Genomic DNA, 17,761 nt, shown 5'->3' on the forward strand with positions numbered 1-17,761 from the left:
ATTGGCGACAGGCATAACACAGATCTCTTGTGCTCCCCCCGTCGCACACGTATCGACGCGTGGGGCGCGAGGCCCGGCGTCCAGGCCTCGGAAGGTTCTTCCATGTCTTCTGTCTCGCGTCGTGCTGCCCTGGGCATTCTCGGGATCGGCGCGGTGGGTGCCACCGGCCTGGTCTACGACTACGTGAACGATGACGTTCCGACCGACGTCCTGCCCACCCGCGCCGCCAGCCGCACCGGCAAGAACCCCGTGGTCACCGAGAACGCCCGCAGCGGCACCCGCGCCTGGCAGATCGAGGGCGACGAGACGCGCGCGGCGAACGACCGGGACGGGCAGATCCAGGGGTACGCCTCCACGACCTCGGCTGCGGCCGGGGAATCGGTGGCGTTCCACGTATCGGTGCGTCAGGCCCAGGAGTTCACGGTCACGGTGCACCGGATCGGGTACTACGGCGGGCAGGGCGGCCGTGAAGTGACGCAGAGTCCCGCGTTGCGCGGTGTCGCCCATGCCGTGCCGGAAGCCCATCCGGAGCACGGGATGATCGACTGCGGGTGGCCCGTCTCCTGGACCCTGGACATCCCCGAGAACTGGGTCTCCGGTGTCTATCTCGCGGTGTTCACGACGAAGGACGGGCACCGCAGCAGTACGCCGTTCGTCGTCCGGGAGACCGGTCGGGCGTCCGACATCCTGGTGGTCCTGCCCTTCACGACCTACCAGGCCTACAACGCCTGGCCGCAGGACGGGCGGACCGGTAAGAACCTTTACAAGGGGTTCGACGCCCAGGGGAAGAACGGCGGGAACGCCGAGCGTGCCTTCAAGGTGTCGTTCGACCGTCCGTACTCCGACGGCGGACACCCTCTGTGGTTCGAGATGGACAGCAGTCTCGCCCGGTGGGCCGAGATGTCCGGCTACGACGTCACCTACGCCTCCAGCCTCGATCTGCACGAGGGCCGGGTCGATCCCACGAAGTACGCGGCCATGGTCTTCCCCGGCCATGACGAGTACTGGTCCCGGCAGATGCGTGACGTAGCCGAGAAGGCCGTCACCTCGCGCACCCATCTCGCCTATCTGGGCGCCAACAACATCTACTTCCACATCCGCATGGAGAAGTCGTCGGCGGGCACCGAGAACCGCGTCGTCGCCTGCTACAAGCAGGACCCCGACCCGACGCCGGACGAGCACGGTCCGACCGTGCGCTGGCGCGACCTGGAGAGGAAGCGCAAGCACGCCGAGCAGCGTCTGCTCGGCGTGCAGTACAACGGCATGCTCGCCAAGCCCGTACCGCTCGTCGTGCGTCGGTCCGACCACTGGCTGTGGAAGGGCACGGGACTCGCCGACGGCGACGAGATACCGAACCTCATAGGCATCGAGGCCGACGGTCGCGACCACAAGACCAAGCTGCCCCGCAAGGCGGCCCAGCAGTTGCTGTCCCACTCGCCCTACCCGGACAGCATGGGGCGCGGCGAGCGGATCCAGAACACCAGCCTGGTCCAGCACCGCGACGGGACCATGGTCTTCGTCGCCGGCACCTTCTTCTGGCCGCTGGCGCTCATCTCCCCCGACCACATCGACAGCCGGATACAGACGGCCACCAGCAATCTCTTCGACCGGATGCTGACCCGCACCGTACGGGCGTAGCCCTCACGTCGCCACCGACGACAGTCGCTGCACCCCCCGCGCCGTCTCCGTGACCCCGCTCAGGAAGCCCTGGGCGCGGGGCGAGGCCGTGGCGCGGAGCCATTCCGGGGCGATGTCGCAGACCGCGACGTTCACGCCCGTGCCGGCCAGGGCCAGCGGGAGGGTGTGGACGACCGTGGAGGGGAAGCTGACGATCGTGCGGCCGATGGGGCCGCGGCGGGCGATCAGTTCCAGGGGGAGGTCCGGGCGGACGATCTCCAGGCCGGTGGCGGCTTCCAGGGCGTGGAGCTTCTCGGCGGACTCGCGGCGGTGGGCGAAGTAGCGGGTGGCGCCGTGGGTACGGGCCAGGGCCGTGACCGCCTCCTGGTACGGGACGGGGTCGACGACGCCCGTCTCGACCAGGGAGGTGCCGACCAGGTCCGCGCCCTTGCCGATGCTGGGCGGGCCGAAGCGGGCGCGGGTCCAGGCGAAGGTGTTCGGGGTGACCGCGATGCCGGGCGGAGCCTCGACCGGCATCGCGGTGAACACCTCGACCGTGTGACTCGCCGTCGGGGTGAAGCGGCGGCGGGCCGTCGCCGTGACCGGGGCCAGGACCAGTTCACGCGGTCCCGTGCGGCCCCGGCGGTGCCAGCGGGTGAGGCGCTCGCCCCGGCCCAGCTGGGCGACGAACTCCATGGTGGCCGTGCCGTCGTCGACCACCGTGAGGTGATCGGCGCGGACCAGGGTCAGCAGGAGCTGCACATAGCGGGAGAACGGGTCGCCGATCACTATGTGGTCCGCGCGCCGGACCAGGCCGGCCAGGGCGCGCAGGGCCTTCAGGGGCGCGCCGGACTCGCCGCGCGCCTCCTGCCAGCGGACCGCGATGCCCTCGTCGCGGGCCAGCTCCGCCATCCGGCGCAGCTGACCGCGCGACATCGGGTCGACCGGGGGGAGGACGACGACCGTGGTGTCGGCCGGATCGTCTCCCCCCTGGGTGTGAACCCACTCCAGGACGTTCAGGAGCTGGACCGGGCTCTCGACGAAGGCGAGGTTCACCGGTCGGCGCTCAGACCGCGACCGGCTCGGGGGCCGGCGCGTTCTCGGTCTCGGCGACGACGCCCGCGACCCGGCGGAGCTTCTTCATCGGGCCGAGCTCGGACTCGTACACCTTCTTGACGCCGTCGCCGAGCGACTGCTCGATGGTGCGGATGTCGCGGACCAGGCGGGTCAGGCCCTGCGGCTCGACGGAGGCGGCCTGGTCGGAGCCCCACATGGCGCGGTCCAGGGTGATGTGGCGCTCGACGAACGTGGCGCCGAGGGCGACGGCCGCGAGGGTGGTCTGGAGGCCGGTCTCGTGGCCGGAGTAGCCGATCGGGACGTTCGGGTACTCCTGCTGGAGGGTGTTGATGACCCGCAGGTTCAGCTCCTCGGCCTTCGCCGGGTACGTGGAAGTGGCGTGGCAGAGCAGGATGTTGTCCGAACCGAGGACCTCGACCGCGTGGCGGATCTGCTTCGGGGTCGACATGCCGGTGGAGAGGATGACCGTGCGGCCGGTGGCGCGCAGGGCGCGCAGCAGCTCGTCGTCGGTGAGGGAGGCGGAGGCCACCTTGTGGGCGGGGACGTCGAACTTCTCCAGGAAGGCGACGGCCTCGGTGTCCCACGGGGAGGCGAACCAGTCGATGCCGCGCTTGGCGCAGTGCTCGGCGATGGCGGTGTACTCGGCCTCGCCGAACTCGACGCGGTGGCGGTAGTCGATGTACGTCATCCGGCCCCAGGGGGTGTCGCGCTCGATGTCCCACTGGTCGCGCGGGGTGCAGATCTCCGGGGTGCGCTTCTGGAACTTGACGGCGTCGCAGCCGGCTTCGGCGGCCGCGTCGATCAGCGCGATGGCGTTGTCGAGGTCGCCGTTGTGGTTGATGCCGATCTCGCCCGTGATGTAGACGGGGTTGCCGGGGCCGGCGGTGCGGGTGCCGAAGGTGCGCAGGCGGGAGGTGCTCATGGTGGTGCTTCCTTACTTGGTGGGGACTGTGGGGACAGAGGGAGTGGTCGTGAGGGTGGGGCCCAGCAGCCAGGCCGCGATCTCGCGGATGGCGCCGTAGCCCCCGGGGGTGGTCGTGACGGCGCGCGCCGCGGCGCGTACCGAGTCATGGGCGCTCGCGACGGCGACGGGCCAGCCGGCGAGCGAGAAACAGGGCAGGTCGTTGACGTCGTTGCCGACGTAGAGGACCCGGTCGGGGGCGATGGACTGTTCGTCGCACCACCGCTTCAGCGCCTCGTCCTTGCGGTCGATGCCGTGCAGGACGGGGATCTTGAGCTTGCGGGCCCTGGCCGCGACGACCGGGTTCTGTTCGGTGGAGAGGATCAGGAGGGGGACTCCCGCGCTGCGCAGCGCGGCGATGCCCAGGCCGTCGCCCCGGTGCACGGCGACCGTCTCGCGGCCCTCGGAGTCGATCATGACCCGGTCGTCGGTCTGGGTGCCGTCGAAGTCCAGGACGACCGCGTCCACGTCCGCGAGGGAGGGCAGCGGGGAGGGGTCCAGGAGCGGGGCGAGCGCGCGGGCGCGGGCCAGGTCGTGCGGGTCGTCGATCTCCAGCACCCGCGCCGGGTCGGTGAGGACCAGGGCGGTGTGGCCGAAGAAGCGGTGGCGGTGGGTACGGAAGCCCGCCGCGTCCATCGCGTAGGCGGCGCCGGTCTCCAGGTGGTCCTGGGGGCGGTCCTGGCGGCGGGGGCGTACGGACTTGTCGTGGTTGACGCCGTACGTCGCTTCCTCGACCGCGTGCCCGTCGCGCCAGACGAAACCGTGGAACGGGGCGACCGTGACGGCCGTGTCCGCGCCCTCGTGGGCCACCGCCCTGGCCACCCCGTCGATGTCCTCGCGGGAGACGAACGGGCTGGTGCACTGGACGAGCAGGACCACGTCGACGCTCCGGGCGCGCTCGGCCTCGTAGACGTCCATCGCGTGCAGCACGGCCGCTTCGCTGGTGGCGGTGTCGCCAGCGATGGCGGCGGGGCGCTCGACGACGTGCAGCCGGTGGGCGGCCCGGAGGTCGGCGGCGGCGGTGCGGGCGGCCTCGGCGATCGCCCCGTCGTCGGTGGTGACGACGACGTCGGTGACCTCGGGGGCGGCGAGAGCGGCGCGGACGGCGCGGGCGACCAGGGGGATGCCGCCGACCTCGGCGAGGTTCTTGGCGGGGACGCCCTTGGATCCGCCACGGGCGGGGATCACGGCGAGCACGGTCGGGGTCGGTTGCATCGTTGTCCCTGGGGTCATGGTGGCTGTTCCTGGAGTGGTGGTCACAGCTCCCCCATCCGGCGGATCACGGGGGCGACGCGCTGGACGCCCTGGCGGTAGGCGCCCCGGGCCGCGTTGCGGACGGTTTCGCGGACCGCGCCCCGGACCCGGCCGGGCTCCTGCGGTGCGGCCGCGCCGGGCAGGGGCGTGCCGTCGGGGGCCAAGTGGTGGCGGCCGAGGATGCCGGGGAGGTAGCCGGGGGCGGTGGCGGGTGTGTAGTAGGGCGCCAGGGGCGGGAGTTGGCCGGTGGCGAGGAGCGCGGTGACCTTGGCGCGGGCCGTGTCGTAGGCGGTGCCGTACGAGCCGTCGGCGGCGACGCCCTGGCCGGCCAGCCACCGGCCGTCGGGCCGGGGCCGGATCCCGCCGTCGAGCCGGTCCCAGGAGGTGAGGAGCCCGGAGCCGACGAAGTGGTGGTTGCCGAGCATCTCGCGGACGCCGAGGTCGGTGAGGACGGCGGTCGGGATGCGGCGGTGCAGGGACTCCAGCGCGGCCGTCGAGGAGACCGTGACCAGGAGGTCGGTGCGGTCCAGTACCTCGCCCATGTGCCCGTACACCAGGCGGAAGTTGGGCGGCAGGCCGCCCGGCAGCTTCTGCGCGAGCTTCTGGTAGGGCAGTTCCTCGATGTGCGTGGTGTGCTCGCCGGGCTTGGAGCGCAGCTTCAGCAGCACCTCGCGGCGCGGGTGCAGCCGGGCGTGCTCGACGAGCCTGCGCAGTAGGTACGTACGGTCGGCGCGGGAGGCCGGCACGGAGGGCTGGGCTGCGAACACCACCGTGTCGCGGCCCTCTTCGGGGCGGTACGGGGCTCCGCCCAGGAAGGGGAGGGCGGCCTCCGTGACGGCTGACGCGTCGGCGCCCACTCCCTCGTACACCGCGCGGAAACGCTCCGCGTCGTGGGCCGAGTTGGCGAGGACGACGTCCGCGCCGTGGCGGAGGAGGAGCCCGTCGGCGAGCTTCTCGTAGACGACGCCCACGTATCCGGTGACGACGACGGGCCGGCGCGGCAGGCCGAGGGCGGCGAGGCCGTGCAGCATGGCCTGGACGCCGCCGCCGACGAGGGCGAGGACGACGAGGTCGTATCCCTCGTCGCGCACGGTGTGCAGGAACTCGACGGCGGTGACCTCGCGGACCCGCTCGGCGTCGATCCCGACCTCGCCGACCTCCGCGAGCTGGCGGGGCGTCGGGGTGGCCCGGCCGCGCAGCAGCAGCCCGCTGACCTCGACGGGCCGCGCGTCCGGGCCGTCCGCCCCGGCGGTCAGGCGGCGCGCGGTGAGCGCGCCCCATTTCCACCGGGTGTCGGAGTCGGCGAGGACGGCGACCCGCAGCGCCGGTCGGAGCGCGGCGGGGGTTTCGGCCGGTTCGGCCTCTTTGCTGGTACGTGGGGGCACGTCCTAGAAGTTAGGAAGGCATTTCGATGCGCGGCCCAACGTGATGGCAACAGATGGTTAACAGCGAGCCGACGCTTGGGGAGCGAACCCGAATACGCCTCCAATTCCCGTTCCGGAAAAGGTGATTCACCCGGACGACGGGCGTTGTTCACCTGCTGGGCGCATTGTGGAAAAGGAAAGAGCCGGCGCCGCACCTAACGTGATGCGCGTGGTTAAGCTCTCCGTCATCGTGCCGTTCTTCAACGTGCAGGCCTACGCGCCCGACACCCTCAGAAGTCTGCGGGCCAACGCCCGCGAGGACTTCGAGTTCCTTCTCGTCGACGACTGTTCGACCGACGGGACCCCCCGGCTGCTGCGCCGGGCCGCCGACGAGATCCCCGGGGCCGTGACCCTGCGGCACGAGGTGAACGGCGGTCTGGCGACCGCGCGCAACACCGGTCTGGAGGCCGCCCGCGGCGAGTACATCGCCTTCCTGGACGGCGACGACTGGCTGGCCCCCGGCCACTACGAGCGGCTGGTGGCCCGCACCGAGGCGCTGGGCTGCGACTTCGTGCGGACGGACCATGTTCAGGCGAACGGCAAGGCGCGGACCGTACGCCGGGTGCCGCACGGGCCGCACGGGGTGGTGAGCGACCCCCGGGCCGCGATCCTGCCCGCCCACCGCACCACGTCGGTGGACTACGCCTTCGCCTGGGCGGGCCTCTATCACCGGCGGCTGCTGGACCGGGGGCTGCTGCACTTCACCGACGGGCTGCGCACGGCGGAGGACCGGCCGTGGATCTGGCGGCTGCACCGGGAGGCGGATTCCTTCGCCGCCCTGGGCATGCTCAGCCATTTCTACCGGCGCGGGGTGGCCACGTCGCTGACCCAGATCGGCGATGTGCGCCAGCTCGATTTCCTGCGCGCCTTCGACCAGGTGATCGCCGAGACGGCCGCCGACCGCGACGCGGACGCTCTGCTGCCGAAGGCCGTACGCACGTACTGCGCGGTCATCGCCCATCATCTGGGCGACCTGGACAAATTCGAACCGTCCGTGGCCCGCGAACTGAAGTCGCGCGGCGCGGCGGCCCTGGGACGTCTGCCGCAGCGGCTGCTGGACGAGGCTCTCGACTCCATGGACGTGACACGAGCGACCCGGGTGCGCAGGCTGCGCCGCCGCACGGTCGCCGCGAAGGGGGCCTCGGCCGCATGACCATCCGGATCTTCCACGCCTCCTCGCCCGCCGCGACGGTGCTGCTCGCCGCGGCGATCGACGCGGGCTGCTTCACCGGGCCCGACCGCCGGATCCTGCTGCTGTCCGGGACGGGGCCGGCCCCGGAGGCCGTCGCCGACGTCGTGGAGACCGCCGGTTTCGAGCGGCTGCGCGCCCGGTTCGACGAGGTCCTCCCGTGGAACGACGCGATCTTCCCCTTCCACCCGGCGGGCTGGCTGCCCCGGGCCGACGACGCCCCGTTGTGGGAGCGCCACTTCCGGCGCGCCTGGGGTCTCGGCGACGAGGAGCTGGAGCTGGTCGTGGACTCCCCGCACGCCGGTCCCGCCCGCGCCCTCACCCAGATCTTCGCCGGTGTCCCGGTCGATGTGTACGCGGAGGGGCCCGGCGGCTACGGCCCGACCGGGGAGAAGATCCCCCCGCTGACCGGGGTCCGGGTGCGGCGGCTGCTCCATCCGGACCTGGTTCCCGGGGCGCGCCTGTTGTTGCTGGGCGAGTACGGGGTGGAGCAGCGGACCGTGCCGGCCGAGGCGATCACCAGGGTCGTCGGTGAACTGGCTGCCGCGGACCTGGAGTTGCCCGCCGTCGAGGCGCCCGCGCTGCTGCTCGGGCAGGATCTCGCCGGGGCCGGGCTGATCACGGCGGCCGAGGAGGCGGGGTTGCGGCTGGAGATGGTGCGCGGGGCCGCGGCCCTCGGCCACCGCCGGCTGGTGTTCGCGCCGGACCCGTACGCGCCGTGGGAGGACCCGGCGGCACTGCGCGCCGAGGCGGACCGGCTGGGTGTCGAGCTGACCGTGCTGGACACCGCGCGGCCCGTCGTGGCCGATGTGCTGCTGCACCGGCTGCGGCCCGCGCTGGTCGTCGGCTGCACCTCGGCCGCCCTGTTCGGGGCGGCACGGTTCCACGGCCTCCCGGTGGCGGCCGTCGGCACGGGGCTGCTCCTGGAGCGTCTGGCCCCGTACGAGAACGCCGAGCGGATACCGGCGACGCTCGCCGACGCCCTGCTGCCGGGGCTCGGTGACGCGGAGGCGGTCGCCACGCAGCCGCCTTACTCCGGTGCGGAGTTGGACGGTCTGCTCGCGGCCGTCGGCTTCGCGATGCGGCCGAGGGTCCGCCCCGATCTGCGTCCGGCGGCCGAGCGCTATCTGTCCACGCACCTGGACGACCGCACCTGGCGCTACTTCAAGCGCCGCCGCCTGGCCTCGCTCGCGCTTCCCGGAGTGGTCCCGGCCCGGCTGGCGTTCCTGCGGAGCAGTCCGGCCCTGCGCCGGGTGGCCCGGCGGGCCAAGGCGTTGCGGAGCGGCCGGGGCTGAGGGCCGGCCGGGGGGGTTGAGGAACGGCCGGGGGGGTTGAGGAACGGCCGGGGGGTTGAGGAACGGCCGGGCTGAGGAGCCGCCGGGGGCCGAGGGGAGCCCCCTCCCCCCGGGCGCGGCAGGCGCGCGGTGGGTCAGCCCAGCACCTTGCTCGCGCCTGCCCGGCCCCACAGCATGGCCGCGCCGAACGACAGGGCCGTCGTGGCCACCGTGATCCCGACCACGAGCGCCGCGGCGGCGGGGCCGCCCAGGTCCGCCCGGACGAAGGCGTCGGTGAGGACGCCGAGCACGAGTACGTGCACCAGGTAGGCCCCGAACGACGCGTCGGCCAGCCGGGTCAGGGTGGGGCGCAGCCGCTCCGGGACGCGCAGACCGTGCAGGGAGATCAGGACGCCGCAGCTGAACAGGGCCACCAGGACGTGTGCGTACGGGATGGCGTAGTGCACCTCGTGCTGGTACGCGATCACCCCGGCCAGTCCGGCCGCCGCGAGCAGCACCCACGGGAGCCGCCGCCGGCCGAACGTCCCGGCCGGGGCGGCGAGCAGCAGCGCCCCGAGCACCGCGTAGATCAGCTGGTACGGCCCGAACGCCCAGCCGAAACGCGGCAGTTCGCGGCCAGTGGCCTCGGCCAGGTCGCCGAAGAGCGACGGCGCGGACGCCAGGACCAGCAGCACCACGCCGAGGCCCCACGGCCGCTTGCCCGACCTGACCAGCACCACCAGCCCCAGGGTCATGATCACGGGGAGGTAGGCGTAGAGGTACCAGAGGTGGTAGGCGGGGCGGACCGAGGCGAACACGGAGTCCAGCGCCAGCTCGCCCACCGGGTCGTCGTTTGTTCCGCGCAGCCTGCCCCAGGCGAGGTACAGCGCCGTCCAGACGGCGAGGGGCACCACGATCCGCACGATCCGCCGCCGCAGCCGTGCGCCGTCCTTCGGCGGGGCCCCGACCAGCACCACCCAGCCGGCGATGGCGAAGAAGAGAGGCACGGCGAAGCGGCCGACGGAGTCGGCGGTCAGCCCGGCCCAGTAGGTGCCGGGCCCCTGCGAGGCCGTCCGGCCCACGGCGTTCACGAAGGCCGAGCCTGCGTGCAGACCGATCACGCCGACCGAGCAGAGCAGCCGGATCAGGTCGATGTCGTAGCGGTGCTCGCGGACGGGACGTGGCGTCTCCGGGACCGTCGGCGCCGGGGCGGGAGCGGGGGGTGTGGTCGACATGGTCCTCAGGGGGTGGACGGGGCGGGGCCGGGCGTCACGCCCGGCCCCCGGGGCGAGCGGCGTGGTCCCGGGCGGCGGCGGACCTGGGCGCGGGAACCGCGCGGCCCGCGCCCGGATCGCCGAACGGGTCGGGCAGGCCGGTGAGTTCACGCAGCCGGGCGAGGTTGTCCCGGGTCACCGACCAGAGCAGGCCCTGCCGGTCGTGGACGTCGGCCACCGCAGCCGGGTGGTCGTCCAGGACCGCGCGGGCCCGTTCCGCGAGCCTGGTTCCGAGGGCGCGCTCGTGGACGGAGACGCCCCAGTCGGGCCGGTCGATGTCGGCCAGGAAGTAGGCCAGTTTGGGGTGCGAGACCAGGCTGATGACGGGGGTGCCGCAGCCGAAGGGGATCATCCCGGCGTGCCCGCGCATCCCGATCACCAGCCGGGTGCGCCGGTAGAGGTCCCGAATCGCGTCGTTGGAGAGCAGGTACAGGGGCTCCACGGGGAGCGTGAGGCCGTGCTCCCGGCGCAGGTCGTCGACGAAGCGTTCGTCGGCGGGCATGTGCGCGGCGTAACGGACCTCCGCCGACGCGGACACGGCTCGGACCGCCGCGGCCATCTCCGCGAGGAAGTGCCCGTAGTCGTGGCCGAAGCGGAGCCCGGCCCGGTCGTAGGCGCAGTTGACGAGCACGGTGTCCTCGCGCGCCGCCGGTTCGGCGAGGCGGGGGTCGAGGTGGCGGGCGACCGTGGTGGGGCAGGGCTGGTAGCGCACTTTCTCGCGCAGCGACTCGGGCAGCAGTTCCCTGACCCGGGCGACGGAGCCGTGGTTGCGCAGCCCGAAGAACGCGGACCGTTCGACCAGGGCCCGCAGGGAGGCGGCGAACCGTTCGCGGCGGTAGCGCTGGCCGTCGAAGACGTTGTAGCCGACGGCGAAGACCGCCAGCGGGGCGGTGATCCGGGCGAGGACGTCGTCGGGGATGTTCCACTGCCAACCGCTGTTGCCGTTGGGCGCGGTGTCGGGGAGAAAGAGCCCGCCGCCGCCCACGATCACCGCACGGCGTGCGTTGAGGCGTTCGAGGGAGGCCTCGTCGACCAGCAGGTGCGCGTGCTGCTGGTGCCAGCGGTCCGGGCCGGTGTCGGAGGTGAAGCAGCTGCGGACCGCCTCGGGCAGCACCTTGTCGCCCGCGTTCTCCTCACCGTCCGCGAACAGGGCGACGTGGGCGAGCTGTTCGGCGGGCCGGGCGCTGTCGGGCTTCTGCTCGGCCGTGACCATCTCGGACGTACGGGCGTACCAGGCGCGGCAGTTGGCGTCGGTCGGGTCGGTCTCCAGGCCCGCGAGCGCATAGCCGCGGGCGTCCTCGGTGCGGCCCAGCAGCCAGGCCAGCCGGGCCAGTTGACCGAAGGCGCGGGGTGCGAAGTCCGGGGAGGCGGTCGCCAGCAGCAGGTGCGTCTCGGCCTCCTCGTACCGGGACAGCGCCATCAGGCAGACGCCGAGCGTCTCGTGGCAGCGCGGCAGGTCGGGGCGGCCCGCGACGGCCTCGCCCAGCAGGGCGACCGCCCGGTCGTGGTGGCCGCGCCCCCGGTGGATCTCGGCGAGCTGCCGGACCAGGTCGATCGGCGGCCGGGACCGGTCGGGGAACGGGAGCGCGAGGTGCAGCAGCAGGTCGGGGTGTTTGGCGCCGGGGAGGGCGAGGTACGCGGCCCGGAACGCCTCGTCGTCCAGGTCGAAGCGGCCCCTGGCGGCCTGGGCGGGGGCGCGGCCGGTACGCGTCGCGGGGACGCCGGCGAAGTTCAGGACGACGACGTCCTCGGGGACCGGCAGGTCGTCGTGGAGCCGCCGCGCCCGGAAGTCGTACCGGGAGTCCAGGGGTACGAGGAGGCCTGCCGGGATGTCCTGCACGGCGGGCGGCACCGGACCGAGGTCCCGGCGCTGGATCACCAGCAGCCCGTCGTCGGGGACGCCGCCGCTCGGGTCCGGGGCGCCGTCGGGTCCGGGGCGGGGCACGGCGGCCACGCCCGTACGGAGTCTCAGCAGGGCGTCGAGCCGGCCGAGGACGACCATGGCGGGGGTGAGGGCGACCACGGTGTCGTACCCGTCGAGGCGGAGCACGTCGTCGCGTCCGCCGGCCGGGCGCGGGATCAGCCGGGGGTGCAGTCGGCGCGCGGCGTCGAAGGCGGCGTCCGGCAGACCGGGGTGCAGCACGACGACGTCCTCGCAGAGGGCCGGGTCGCTCAGCGCGAGGCTGCGCAGGAGGGCGTGGAGCCCGGACAGTTCGTCCGCGCCGACGACGTACACGGCGAAGGCGATCCGGCGCTTGCCGGTGACGGCGCGGCGGTCGTCGGCGGCTGCGGTCGCCGCGGTGGTGGCGGAGGCGGCGGATGCGACGGATGCGGCACGGGCTGCGGGCGCGGAGCCGGGCGTCGTCGCGGGGTCGGGCGTCGTCGCGGAGCCGGGCGTCGTCGCGGAGCCGGGCGTCGTCGCGGGGTCGGGGTGTGTCATCTCAGGGTGATCCTCACCGCGGTGTCGTCCGTGTTCGCGGTCCGTGTCCCGACCCATTCCCGTTCGCGCGGGGACAGGGCCGCCGGTCCTTCGAACCCGATGAGGTCCACCCGGGCGGGGGTGCCCAGGAAGTCGAGGAGCCGCAGCACGGTGTACGCGGTGCTCGCGGGTCCCGCGCCGCCGGGCTCCTCGCCGAGCAGCGCCGGGTCGTGCAGCGGGCGGCGCAGTGTGGCGTCTCCGATGCGGTCCTGGGCGCCGGGGACGAGCCGGCTGCGCAGGGCGAGCCGCCAGTGCGGGAGCGGGTCGCCGAAGACCAGCCGCGCGCCCGCCCGCCGGTCCCAGCGGGGGCCCTTCCACGGGGTGTCGCCGCGCAGGGTGCAGGCGTGCAGGTCGGTGCGGGCGGCTGGGGCGGTGTGGCGCGGCTCGTCGCAGCGCACGACGAGGTCGTAGCCCTCGATCAGGGCGGCCAGCGAGCTACCGGGCCGCCGCTCCTGCTCGGCGGTGCGCGGGGTGTCGGCGACCAGGCACACCGTGCGGCCCGCGACGAGCCGGCGCAGACCGGGTACACCGATGGGCTGGGCCCCGCCCAGCAACGGGTCGGCCATCGGGTCGCGGTCCGAGAGCCGGCGGTGCTCGGCGTAGAGCGCGACGAGCCGGCGCACCGCCGGGTCCCCTGCCCCGTGTTCGGCGGTACGGAGCCGGACGAGGTCGGTGAAGGCGGCGCGGGCCTCGGCGGCGGGCAGATGGCGCGACAGGCGGGCCGCGGTGCCGGACGCCTCCGCGTCGGCCTCCGCCGTCTCCCGGAACAGCGTCAGCGCCTCCTCGATGCGGTCCCCGGCGGCGCGGAGGGTGGCGATCCTGCGTTCGACGTCGCGCGATGCGGCGGTGTTCTGCTGGAGCGCGAGGTGGCGTTCGTACGCGGTGATCGCCTCCTCGCCCCGGCCGAGCGCGTCCAGGGCGTTGCCGCGCAGCCGCCAGGCGCCCTTGGAGCGGGCGCGCAGGGCGGTCGCCTCGTCGGCGAGGGCCAGCGCGAGGCGGGCCTCGGCCTCGCCCCCGCTGTCCAGCGCCTGCTGCCCGGTCCGCAGCAGCGCGTCGAACGCGTCGGCGCCCGGGGTGGAGCACGCTGTGGTCAGGGCGCCGATCGACGCGATGAGCCGGGTGCGGCGGGCGTCGGTGAGGGGGCCGACGGCGGCGAGGGCCGAGAGGTGGTCGCCGCAGAGCCGCAGGGCGGCCAGGAGCGCCGGGTCCGGTCCGCCGCCGGGGCGCCCCGGAGCCGGTGTTCCGGGCCGTCCCGCTATCGCACGTACTGACGTGAGCAGCCCGGTGAGGGTCTGGCCCATGCTCGTTCCGCCGTTCTGTGAGTCGGACGCCGGCCGGGGTTCGGCCCTCGGCCCCGGGTCAGAGGCCCAGGGTGCTGCGGGTGCGCCGTACGGTGCGGCGCAGCCTGACCGCCGCTCCCCGAGGGCCGCCGCCGGGCAGGGTGAGGCTCTGCAGGCGGCGGCGCTTGAAGTAGTGCTGGGTCGTGGGGTCGAGCCGCTCCCTCAGCCATGTCTCGGCGTCGGGGCGCAGCCCGGGGTTGAGCTTGGCCTGCATGCAGTAGCCGACGGTCCGTACCAGCGGGGCGAGGGTGTCCGGCGCGGTGCGCGGCAGCAGGGGGACGGCTCCGGCGCCGTGCGCGTCCAGGTCGGGCACGAGGTGGTCGGTGATCGTCAGCGGGACGCGGTTGCTGTTCTCGTACGGGGTGATGCGGTCGAGGACCAGGCGGGTGCCGACGCGGGCGACGGGGATGCCGTAGTAGGCGGCGGCGGTGAACATCGCGGTGGAGAAGCAGCCGACGACCAGGGTGGGCGCGCACCGCTCGTACAGCGTCTCGGCGAGCAGCGGGCCGTCCAGGGTGATGAGCCGTACGCCTGCCTCGGCGGCGGCCTCGTCCAGGGCGCGGGAGTAGCCGGCCGGGGCGGTGGGGTGCGGCTTGAAGAGGATGGAGGTGTGCCCGGCGCGGGCGGCTCCGCGCAACATCCGCACGTGCAGGTCCTCCTCCTCCTCGGGGGTGAGGATGTTGAGGGCGGCGAGGTACTGGCCGAGCAGCATCGCGGTGGGGGCGGCGGCTTCGGCGGCGGCGAGCCCCTTGTCCCCGTCGGCGGCGGCGGCGATCTCGGAGAGGACGGCGCGGAAGGCGTCGTCGGGGACGAGTTCGGGTTCGACGCCGGCCTCGGCGAGGAGGAGCGGGCGCAGCCCGGTGACCAGGTCGAGGTGGAGGACGCGCCGGATGCGGCAGGCGATGGACTGGGGCAGCCGGTTGCGGGTGGGGCCGTAGCTCATCAGGCCGTCGGCGTAGACGTGGACGGCGCTCTCGGAGAAGATCGCGGCCAGCGCGCGGGCCGGGTTGACCTGGATGGACTCGACGGCCAGGTCGACGGGGGCGTCGGGGGCGATGTCCCAGGCCAGGCGGAAGGCCCGCTGCCACAGGACGGTCTCCTCGGAGCGGGGGCCCCAGCCGCTGGGGTGGTGCGGGCTGATCGCCTCGTTCCAGTCGACGACGGCGTCGAACCGGGCGGCGAGGGAGCCGTAACCGCGCATCTCCTCCAGGCGCAGGGCCGTTTCGGGGACGGCCGCGTTGTTGGAGACCAGCAGGATGCGGTGGCTGTCGGTGGCCCGGCCGAACTGTCCGGCGTCGAGCGCGGCGGCGAGGGTGGCCGCCCCGTACAGGGTGGACACCTGGAAGATCTGGGTGCGCGGGGGCGTACGTACGGACGTGGGTACGGACGTGGGTACGGGCATCGGTCAGGCGGCCTTCTGCTTGGTGCGCAGACGGCTGAGGAGCGTGCCGCGCTTGTCGTCGATCATCGTCAGGGTGCGGTCGAGCACGTCCTGCGGCATCCGGTGCAGTGCTGCGGCCGACTCGGAGCGCAGCCGCCGGGCGGTGGCGGGCTCGTAGTCGTCGGCCTTCTCGTTGTGGAAGGCGATCATCGCGCAGTAGGTGCGGACGGCCTTGGGCAGCAGGGTCTTCGCGTCCCGGTCCGTGCGCAGCTGGTCGAGCAGCGTGTCGTAGGCGGGGAAGAAGTCGAGCTGGCGGGAGTCCTTGATCTGGGTCAGGGAGGTGGTGACCCCGCGCCGGTAGAAGATGCCGTACAGCCCGAGCGCCGCGTAGGTGCGGGCGCGCAGATGGAGCTGCCAGATCCACAGCCGGTCCTCGGCGGTGCGCAGCTCGGTACTGAAGCGCTGGGCGCCGTCGGCGAAGAGCCGCCGGTGGTAGATCCCGGCCCAGACGAACGGGTAGTCGACCATGGTCTCGCGCTCGGGCGCCCCGATCCCGTCGCGGGGGTCGAGCAGGGCGTCCCGGAGGGGCGCGGGGGCGCGCCGCACGACGCGGGTGGTGCCGGTGGACTGGACGTGGTCGGTGCGGGCGAAGTCGCAGTCGAGGTCCTGGGCGGCGCGCACCAGCCGGTCCAGATGGCCGGGGGCGTACCAGTCGTCGCCGTCGAGGAACGTGAGGTAGTCGCCCTCGGCGGCGTCGATGCCGCTGTTGCGGGCGGCCGCGATGCCGACGTTCGTACCGTGTCTGATCACCCGGGTGCGCGGCAGCCGCTCGGCCCAGTGGTCGACGATGTCCTGCGTGCCGTCGGTGGACGCGTCATCGACCAGCAGGAACTCGATATCCGGGTCCGCGTTGCGGGCCAGGCTGCCCAGCGTGGTCGGAGCGTAGGCCGCGACATTGTGGAGCGGTACGACAACGGACAGTTTCGGCACGCGTGCCCTCGCCTTCGATCATGGTCCCGACAACCTAGTGAGACGGCGGGAGGATCGGGTGACGCCCGCCACGACAGCGGGTGAACTCTGCGCGTCCGCGGAATGACCGGGCACGCGCGCCGGGGAACGTCCCGGGTACGCGCCGGGGAACGTCGACCAAAGGGCTTGACCTCAACTTTGCTTGAGGTTCTACGTTCTGAGGCATGAACTACTCACACGACGACGCAGGACTCGCCCGTCAGCCGATCGGCTACTGGAGCTGGGCCGCGCACGAGGCGACGGTCACCCACATCCGGTCCGCGCTGGCCGAACACGGACTCACCCAGCCTCCCTGGTGGGTGCTCAACCAACTGGACGGGGCGGACGAGGAGGGTCGGGACCGGGCCGAACTGGTCGCCATGCTCAGTGGCTACCTCCACACCGGGGCGGACGGCATGGAGGAGGCCGTCGAGAGCCTCCTCGAACGGGGGCTGGTCACCGAGGACGCCGGGGCCCGGCTGCGGACCACCCCGGAAGGGCGGGCGCTGCGCGAGAAGGCGCTCGCCCGGGTCACCCGGGCGAGCGCGGAGATCCACGAGGGCATCCCCGAGGCGGAGTTCGTCGCCGCGCTGAAGGTGCTCCAGCGGATGATCCACAACGTCGGGGGAAAGGCCTGGCACCACTGAGGGCCGGAGCTACACGCTGCTGAACGACAGCTTGGCCGCGAACCCGAGGAACAGGACACCCGCCGCCGAAGTGGCCCCCGCCGACAGTCGCTTACGGCGCCGGAAGGCGGCGGCCAGGCGGGTGCCGCCGAAGATCAGCACCGAGAGGTACGCGAAGCTGGCGAGCTGGAGCAGCGTGCCGAGCACCAGGAACGACAGCGCCGGATAGGCATAGCTCGGGTCGACGAACTGGACGAAGAAGGAGATCAGGAACAGGATCGCCTTCGGGTTGATCAGGCTGACCACCAGGGCCCGGCGGTAGGGCCTCTCCACGGGGCCCGTCGCCCCGGAAGTCCCGGCCGCCCCGGCCGCCCCGGCGGCGTCCACCGTCTCCGCCAGTTCGGCGGTACGCCGGTGCCGCTCGCGCCACAGCGACACGGCCGCCCGCAGCATCCCGATGGCCATCCAGGTCAGATAGGCCGCGCCCGCGTACTTGACGATCGCGAAGAGCAGGGGCGTGGTCTGGAGCAGGGACGCGGCGCCGAGCGCGGAGAGCGTCATCAGGATGGCGTCCCCGGTCCAGACACCCGCGGCGGCCGAATAGCCGGTGCGCACGCCGCGACGGGCGGCGACGGAGAGCACGTACAGCGAGTTCGGCCCCGGCAGAAGAACGATCAGCGCCAGACCGGCGAGATAAGTCGGAAGATCGGTGACACCCAGCATGGACGGAGTCTCGCACGCCCGTACGGGGTGTCGTCCAGAGGGTTTCACCAGGCGATATCGACGGTCCGGCGGCGCCCGGGAGAGGGGTGCGCCGTGCGGGCCGGACCTGGCCAAGATCCGCCGGGCGACCCCTC

The 17,761-nt window shown here is 73.3% G+C and carries 14 protein-coding genes; 4 read left to right on the forward strand and 10 right to left on the reverse strand.

Annotated elements, in window-relative coordinates:
- Positions 1 to 102: 102 nt before the first annotated feature.
- Entirely contained in the window at positions 103 to 1,638 is a 1,536-nt protein-coding gene (locus ACIQRW_RS03735; RefSeq protein WP_403753894.1) for a N,N-dimethylformamidase beta subunit family domain-containing protein, read from the forward strand.
- Positions 1,639 to 1,641: 3 nt separating this feature from the next.
- On the opposite strand, the gene ACIQRW_RS03740 is transcribed toward ACIQRW_RS03735, so the two are convergent.
- From ACIQRW_RS03740 to ACIQRW_RS03755, 4 genes are read right to left on the reverse strand one after another with little or no spacing between them, the layout of a single operon-like run.
- Complete coding sequence (locus ACIQRW_RS03740) at positions 1,642 to 2,673, reverse strand: hypothetical protein (protein WP_403753897.1); 1,032 nt, start codon at positions 2,671 to 2,673, stop codon at positions 1,642 to 1,644.
- 10 nt (positions 2,674 to 2,683) lie between these two features.
- Complete coding sequence (locus tag ACIQRW_RS03745) at positions 2,684 to 3,616, reverse strand: N-acetylneuraminate synthase family protein (RefSeq protein WP_006127058.1); 933 nt, start codon at positions 3,614 to 3,616, stop codon at positions 2,684 to 2,686.
- 12 nt (positions 3,617 to 3,628) lie between these two features.
- Complete coding sequence (locus tag ACIQRW_RS03750; RefSeq protein ID WP_403753900.1) at positions 3,629 to 4,888, reverse strand: cytidylyltransferase domain-containing protein; 1,260 nt, start codon at positions 4,886 to 4,888, stop codon at positions 3,629 to 3,631.
- 23 nt (positions 4,889 to 4,911) lie between these two features.
- Positions 4,912 to 6,294: a DUF6716 putative glycosyltransferase gene (locus ACIQRW_RS03755; RefSeq protein WP_403753903.1), complete on the reverse strand. Its 1,383-nt coding sequence runs from the start codon at positions 6,292 to 6,294 to the stop codon at positions 4,912 to 4,914.
- Positions 6,295 to 6,502: 208 nt separating this feature from the next.
- Here ACIQRW_RS03755 and ACIQRW_RS03760 point away from each other — a divergent pair, with 208 nt between their 5' ends.
- Positions 6,503 to 7,486, forward strand: coding sequence for a glycosyltransferase family 2 protein (locus ACIQRW_RS03760; RefSeq protein WP_403753906.1), 984 nt, complete (start codon positions 6,503 to 6,505; stop codon positions 7,484 to 7,486).
- On the forward strand, positions 7,483 to 8,817 hold the full coding sequence (locus tag ACIQRW_RS03765) for a polysialyltransferase family glycosyltransferase (protein ID WP_403753909.1): 1,335 nt from the start codon (positions 7,483 to 7,485) through the stop codon (positions 8,815 to 8,817). Before ACIQRW_RS03760 ends, ACIQRW_RS03765 begins: the two co-directional genes overlap by 4 nt.
- Before the next feature lie 134 nt (positions 8,818 to 8,951).
- Here the strand turns inward: ACIQRW_RS03765 and ACIQRW_RS03770 are convergent, their stop codons facing one another.
- From ACIQRW_RS03770 to ACIQRW_RS03790, 5 genes are read right to left on the reverse strand one after another with little or no spacing between them, the layout of a single operon-like run.
- Positions 8,952 to 10,031: an acyltransferase gene (locus tag ACIQRW_RS03770; protein WP_403753912.1), complete on the reverse strand. Its 1,080-nt coding sequence runs from the start codon at positions 10,029 to 10,031 to the stop codon at positions 8,952 to 8,954.
- Positions 10,032 to 10,065: 34 nt separating this feature from the next.
- A complete protein-coding gene (locus ACIQRW_RS03775; protein WP_403753915.1) occupies positions 10,066 to 12,510 on the reverse strand; it encodes a polysaccharide pyruvyl transferase family protein in 2,445 nt (814 codons plus the stop codon).
- The gene (locus ACIQRW_RS03780; RefSeq protein WP_403753918.1) at positions 12,507 to 13,850 is read right to left on the reverse strand and encodes a hypothetical protein; all 1,344 of its coding nucleotides are present in this window, start codon (positions 13,848 to 13,850) and stop codon (positions 12,507 to 12,509) included. Before ACIQRW_RS03780 ends, ACIQRW_RS03775 begins: the two co-directional genes overlap by 4 nt.
- A gap of 58 nt (positions 13,851 to 13,908) precedes the next feature.
- The gene (locus ACIQRW_RS03785) at positions 13,909 to 15,291 is read right to left on the reverse strand and encodes a polysialyltransferase family glycosyltransferase (RefSeq protein ID WP_403753920.1); all 1,383 of its coding nucleotides are present in this window, start codon (positions 15,289 to 15,291) and stop codon (positions 13,909 to 13,911) included.
- A gap of 3 nt (positions 15,292 to 15,294) precedes the next feature.
- A complete protein-coding gene (locus tag ACIQRW_RS03790; RefSeq protein ID WP_403753923.1) occupies positions 15,295 to 16,260 on the reverse strand; it encodes a glycosyltransferase family 2 protein in 966 nt (321 codons plus the stop codon).
- A 203-nt stretch (positions 16,261 to 16,463) separates the two neighbouring features.
- On the opposite strand from ACIQRW_RS03790, the gene ACIQRW_RS03795 reads away from it, so the two are divergent.
- Positions 16,464 to 16,925: a MarR family winged helix-turn-helix transcriptional regulator gene (locus ACIQRW_RS03795; protein WP_403753926.1), complete on the forward strand. Its 462-nt coding sequence runs from the start codon at positions 16,464 to 16,466 to the stop codon at positions 16,923 to 16,925.
- 9 nt (positions 16,926 to 16,934) lie between these two features.
- Here ACIQRW_RS03795 and leuE read toward each other — a convergent pair whose 3' ends face one another.
- A complete protein-coding gene (gene leuE, locus ACIQRW_RS03800; RefSeq protein ID WP_403753929.1) occupies positions 16,935 to 17,627 on the reverse strand; it encodes a leucine efflux protein LeuE in 693 nt (230 codons plus the stop codon).
- Between the last annotated feature and the right edge of the window lie 134 nt (positions 17,628 to 17,761).

Source organism: Streptomyces sp. NPDC091287 (genome assembly GCF_044768525.1).
Taxonomy (GTDB): Bacteria; Actinomycetota; Actinomycetes; order Streptomycetales; family Streptomycetaceae; genus Streptomyces.

Bases quoted from the DNA above. Each gene is read 5' to 3' on its own strand.
- ACIQRW_RS03735 (WP_403753894.1), top strand. From the start codon at position 103: ATGTCTTCTGTCTCGCGTCGTGCTGCCCTGGGCATTCTCGGGATCGGC.
- ACIQRW_RS03745 (WP_006127058.1), bottom strand. From the start codon at position 3,616: ATGAGCACCTCCCGCCTGCGCACCTTCGGCACCCGCACCGCCGGCCCC.
- ACIQRW_RS03750 (WP_403753900.1), bottom strand. From the start codon at position 4,888: ATGACCCCAGGGACAACGATGCAACCGACCCCGACCGTGCTCGCCGTG.
- ACIQRW_RS03765 (WP_403753909.1), top strand. From the start codon at position 7,483: ATGACCATCCGGATCTTCCACGCCTCCTCGCCCGCCGCGACGGTGCTG.
- ACIQRW_RS03770 (WP_403753912.1), bottom strand. From the start codon at position 10,031: ATGTCGACCACACCCCCCGCTCCCGCCCCGGCGCCGACGGTCCCGGAG.
- ACIQRW_RS03775 (WP_403753915.1), bottom strand. From the start codon at position 12,510: ATGACACACCCCGACCCCGCGACGACGCCCGGCTCCGCGACGACGCCC.
- ACIQRW_RS03780 (WP_403753918.1), bottom strand. From the start codon at position 13,850: ATGGGCCAGACCCTCACCGGGCTGCTCACGTCAGTACGTGCGATAGCG.
- ACIQRW_RS03785 (WP_403753920.1), bottom strand. From the start codon at position 15,291: ATGCCCGTACCCACGTCCGTACCCACGTCCGTACGTACGCCCCCGCGC.
- ACIQRW_RS03795 (WP_403753926.1), top strand. From the start codon at position 16,464: ATGAACTACTCACACGACGACGCAGGACTCGCCCGTCAGCCGATCGGC.
- leuE (WP_403753929.1), bottom strand. From the start codon at position 17,627: ATGCTGGGTGTCACCGATCTTCCGACTTATCTCGCCGGTCTGGCGCTG.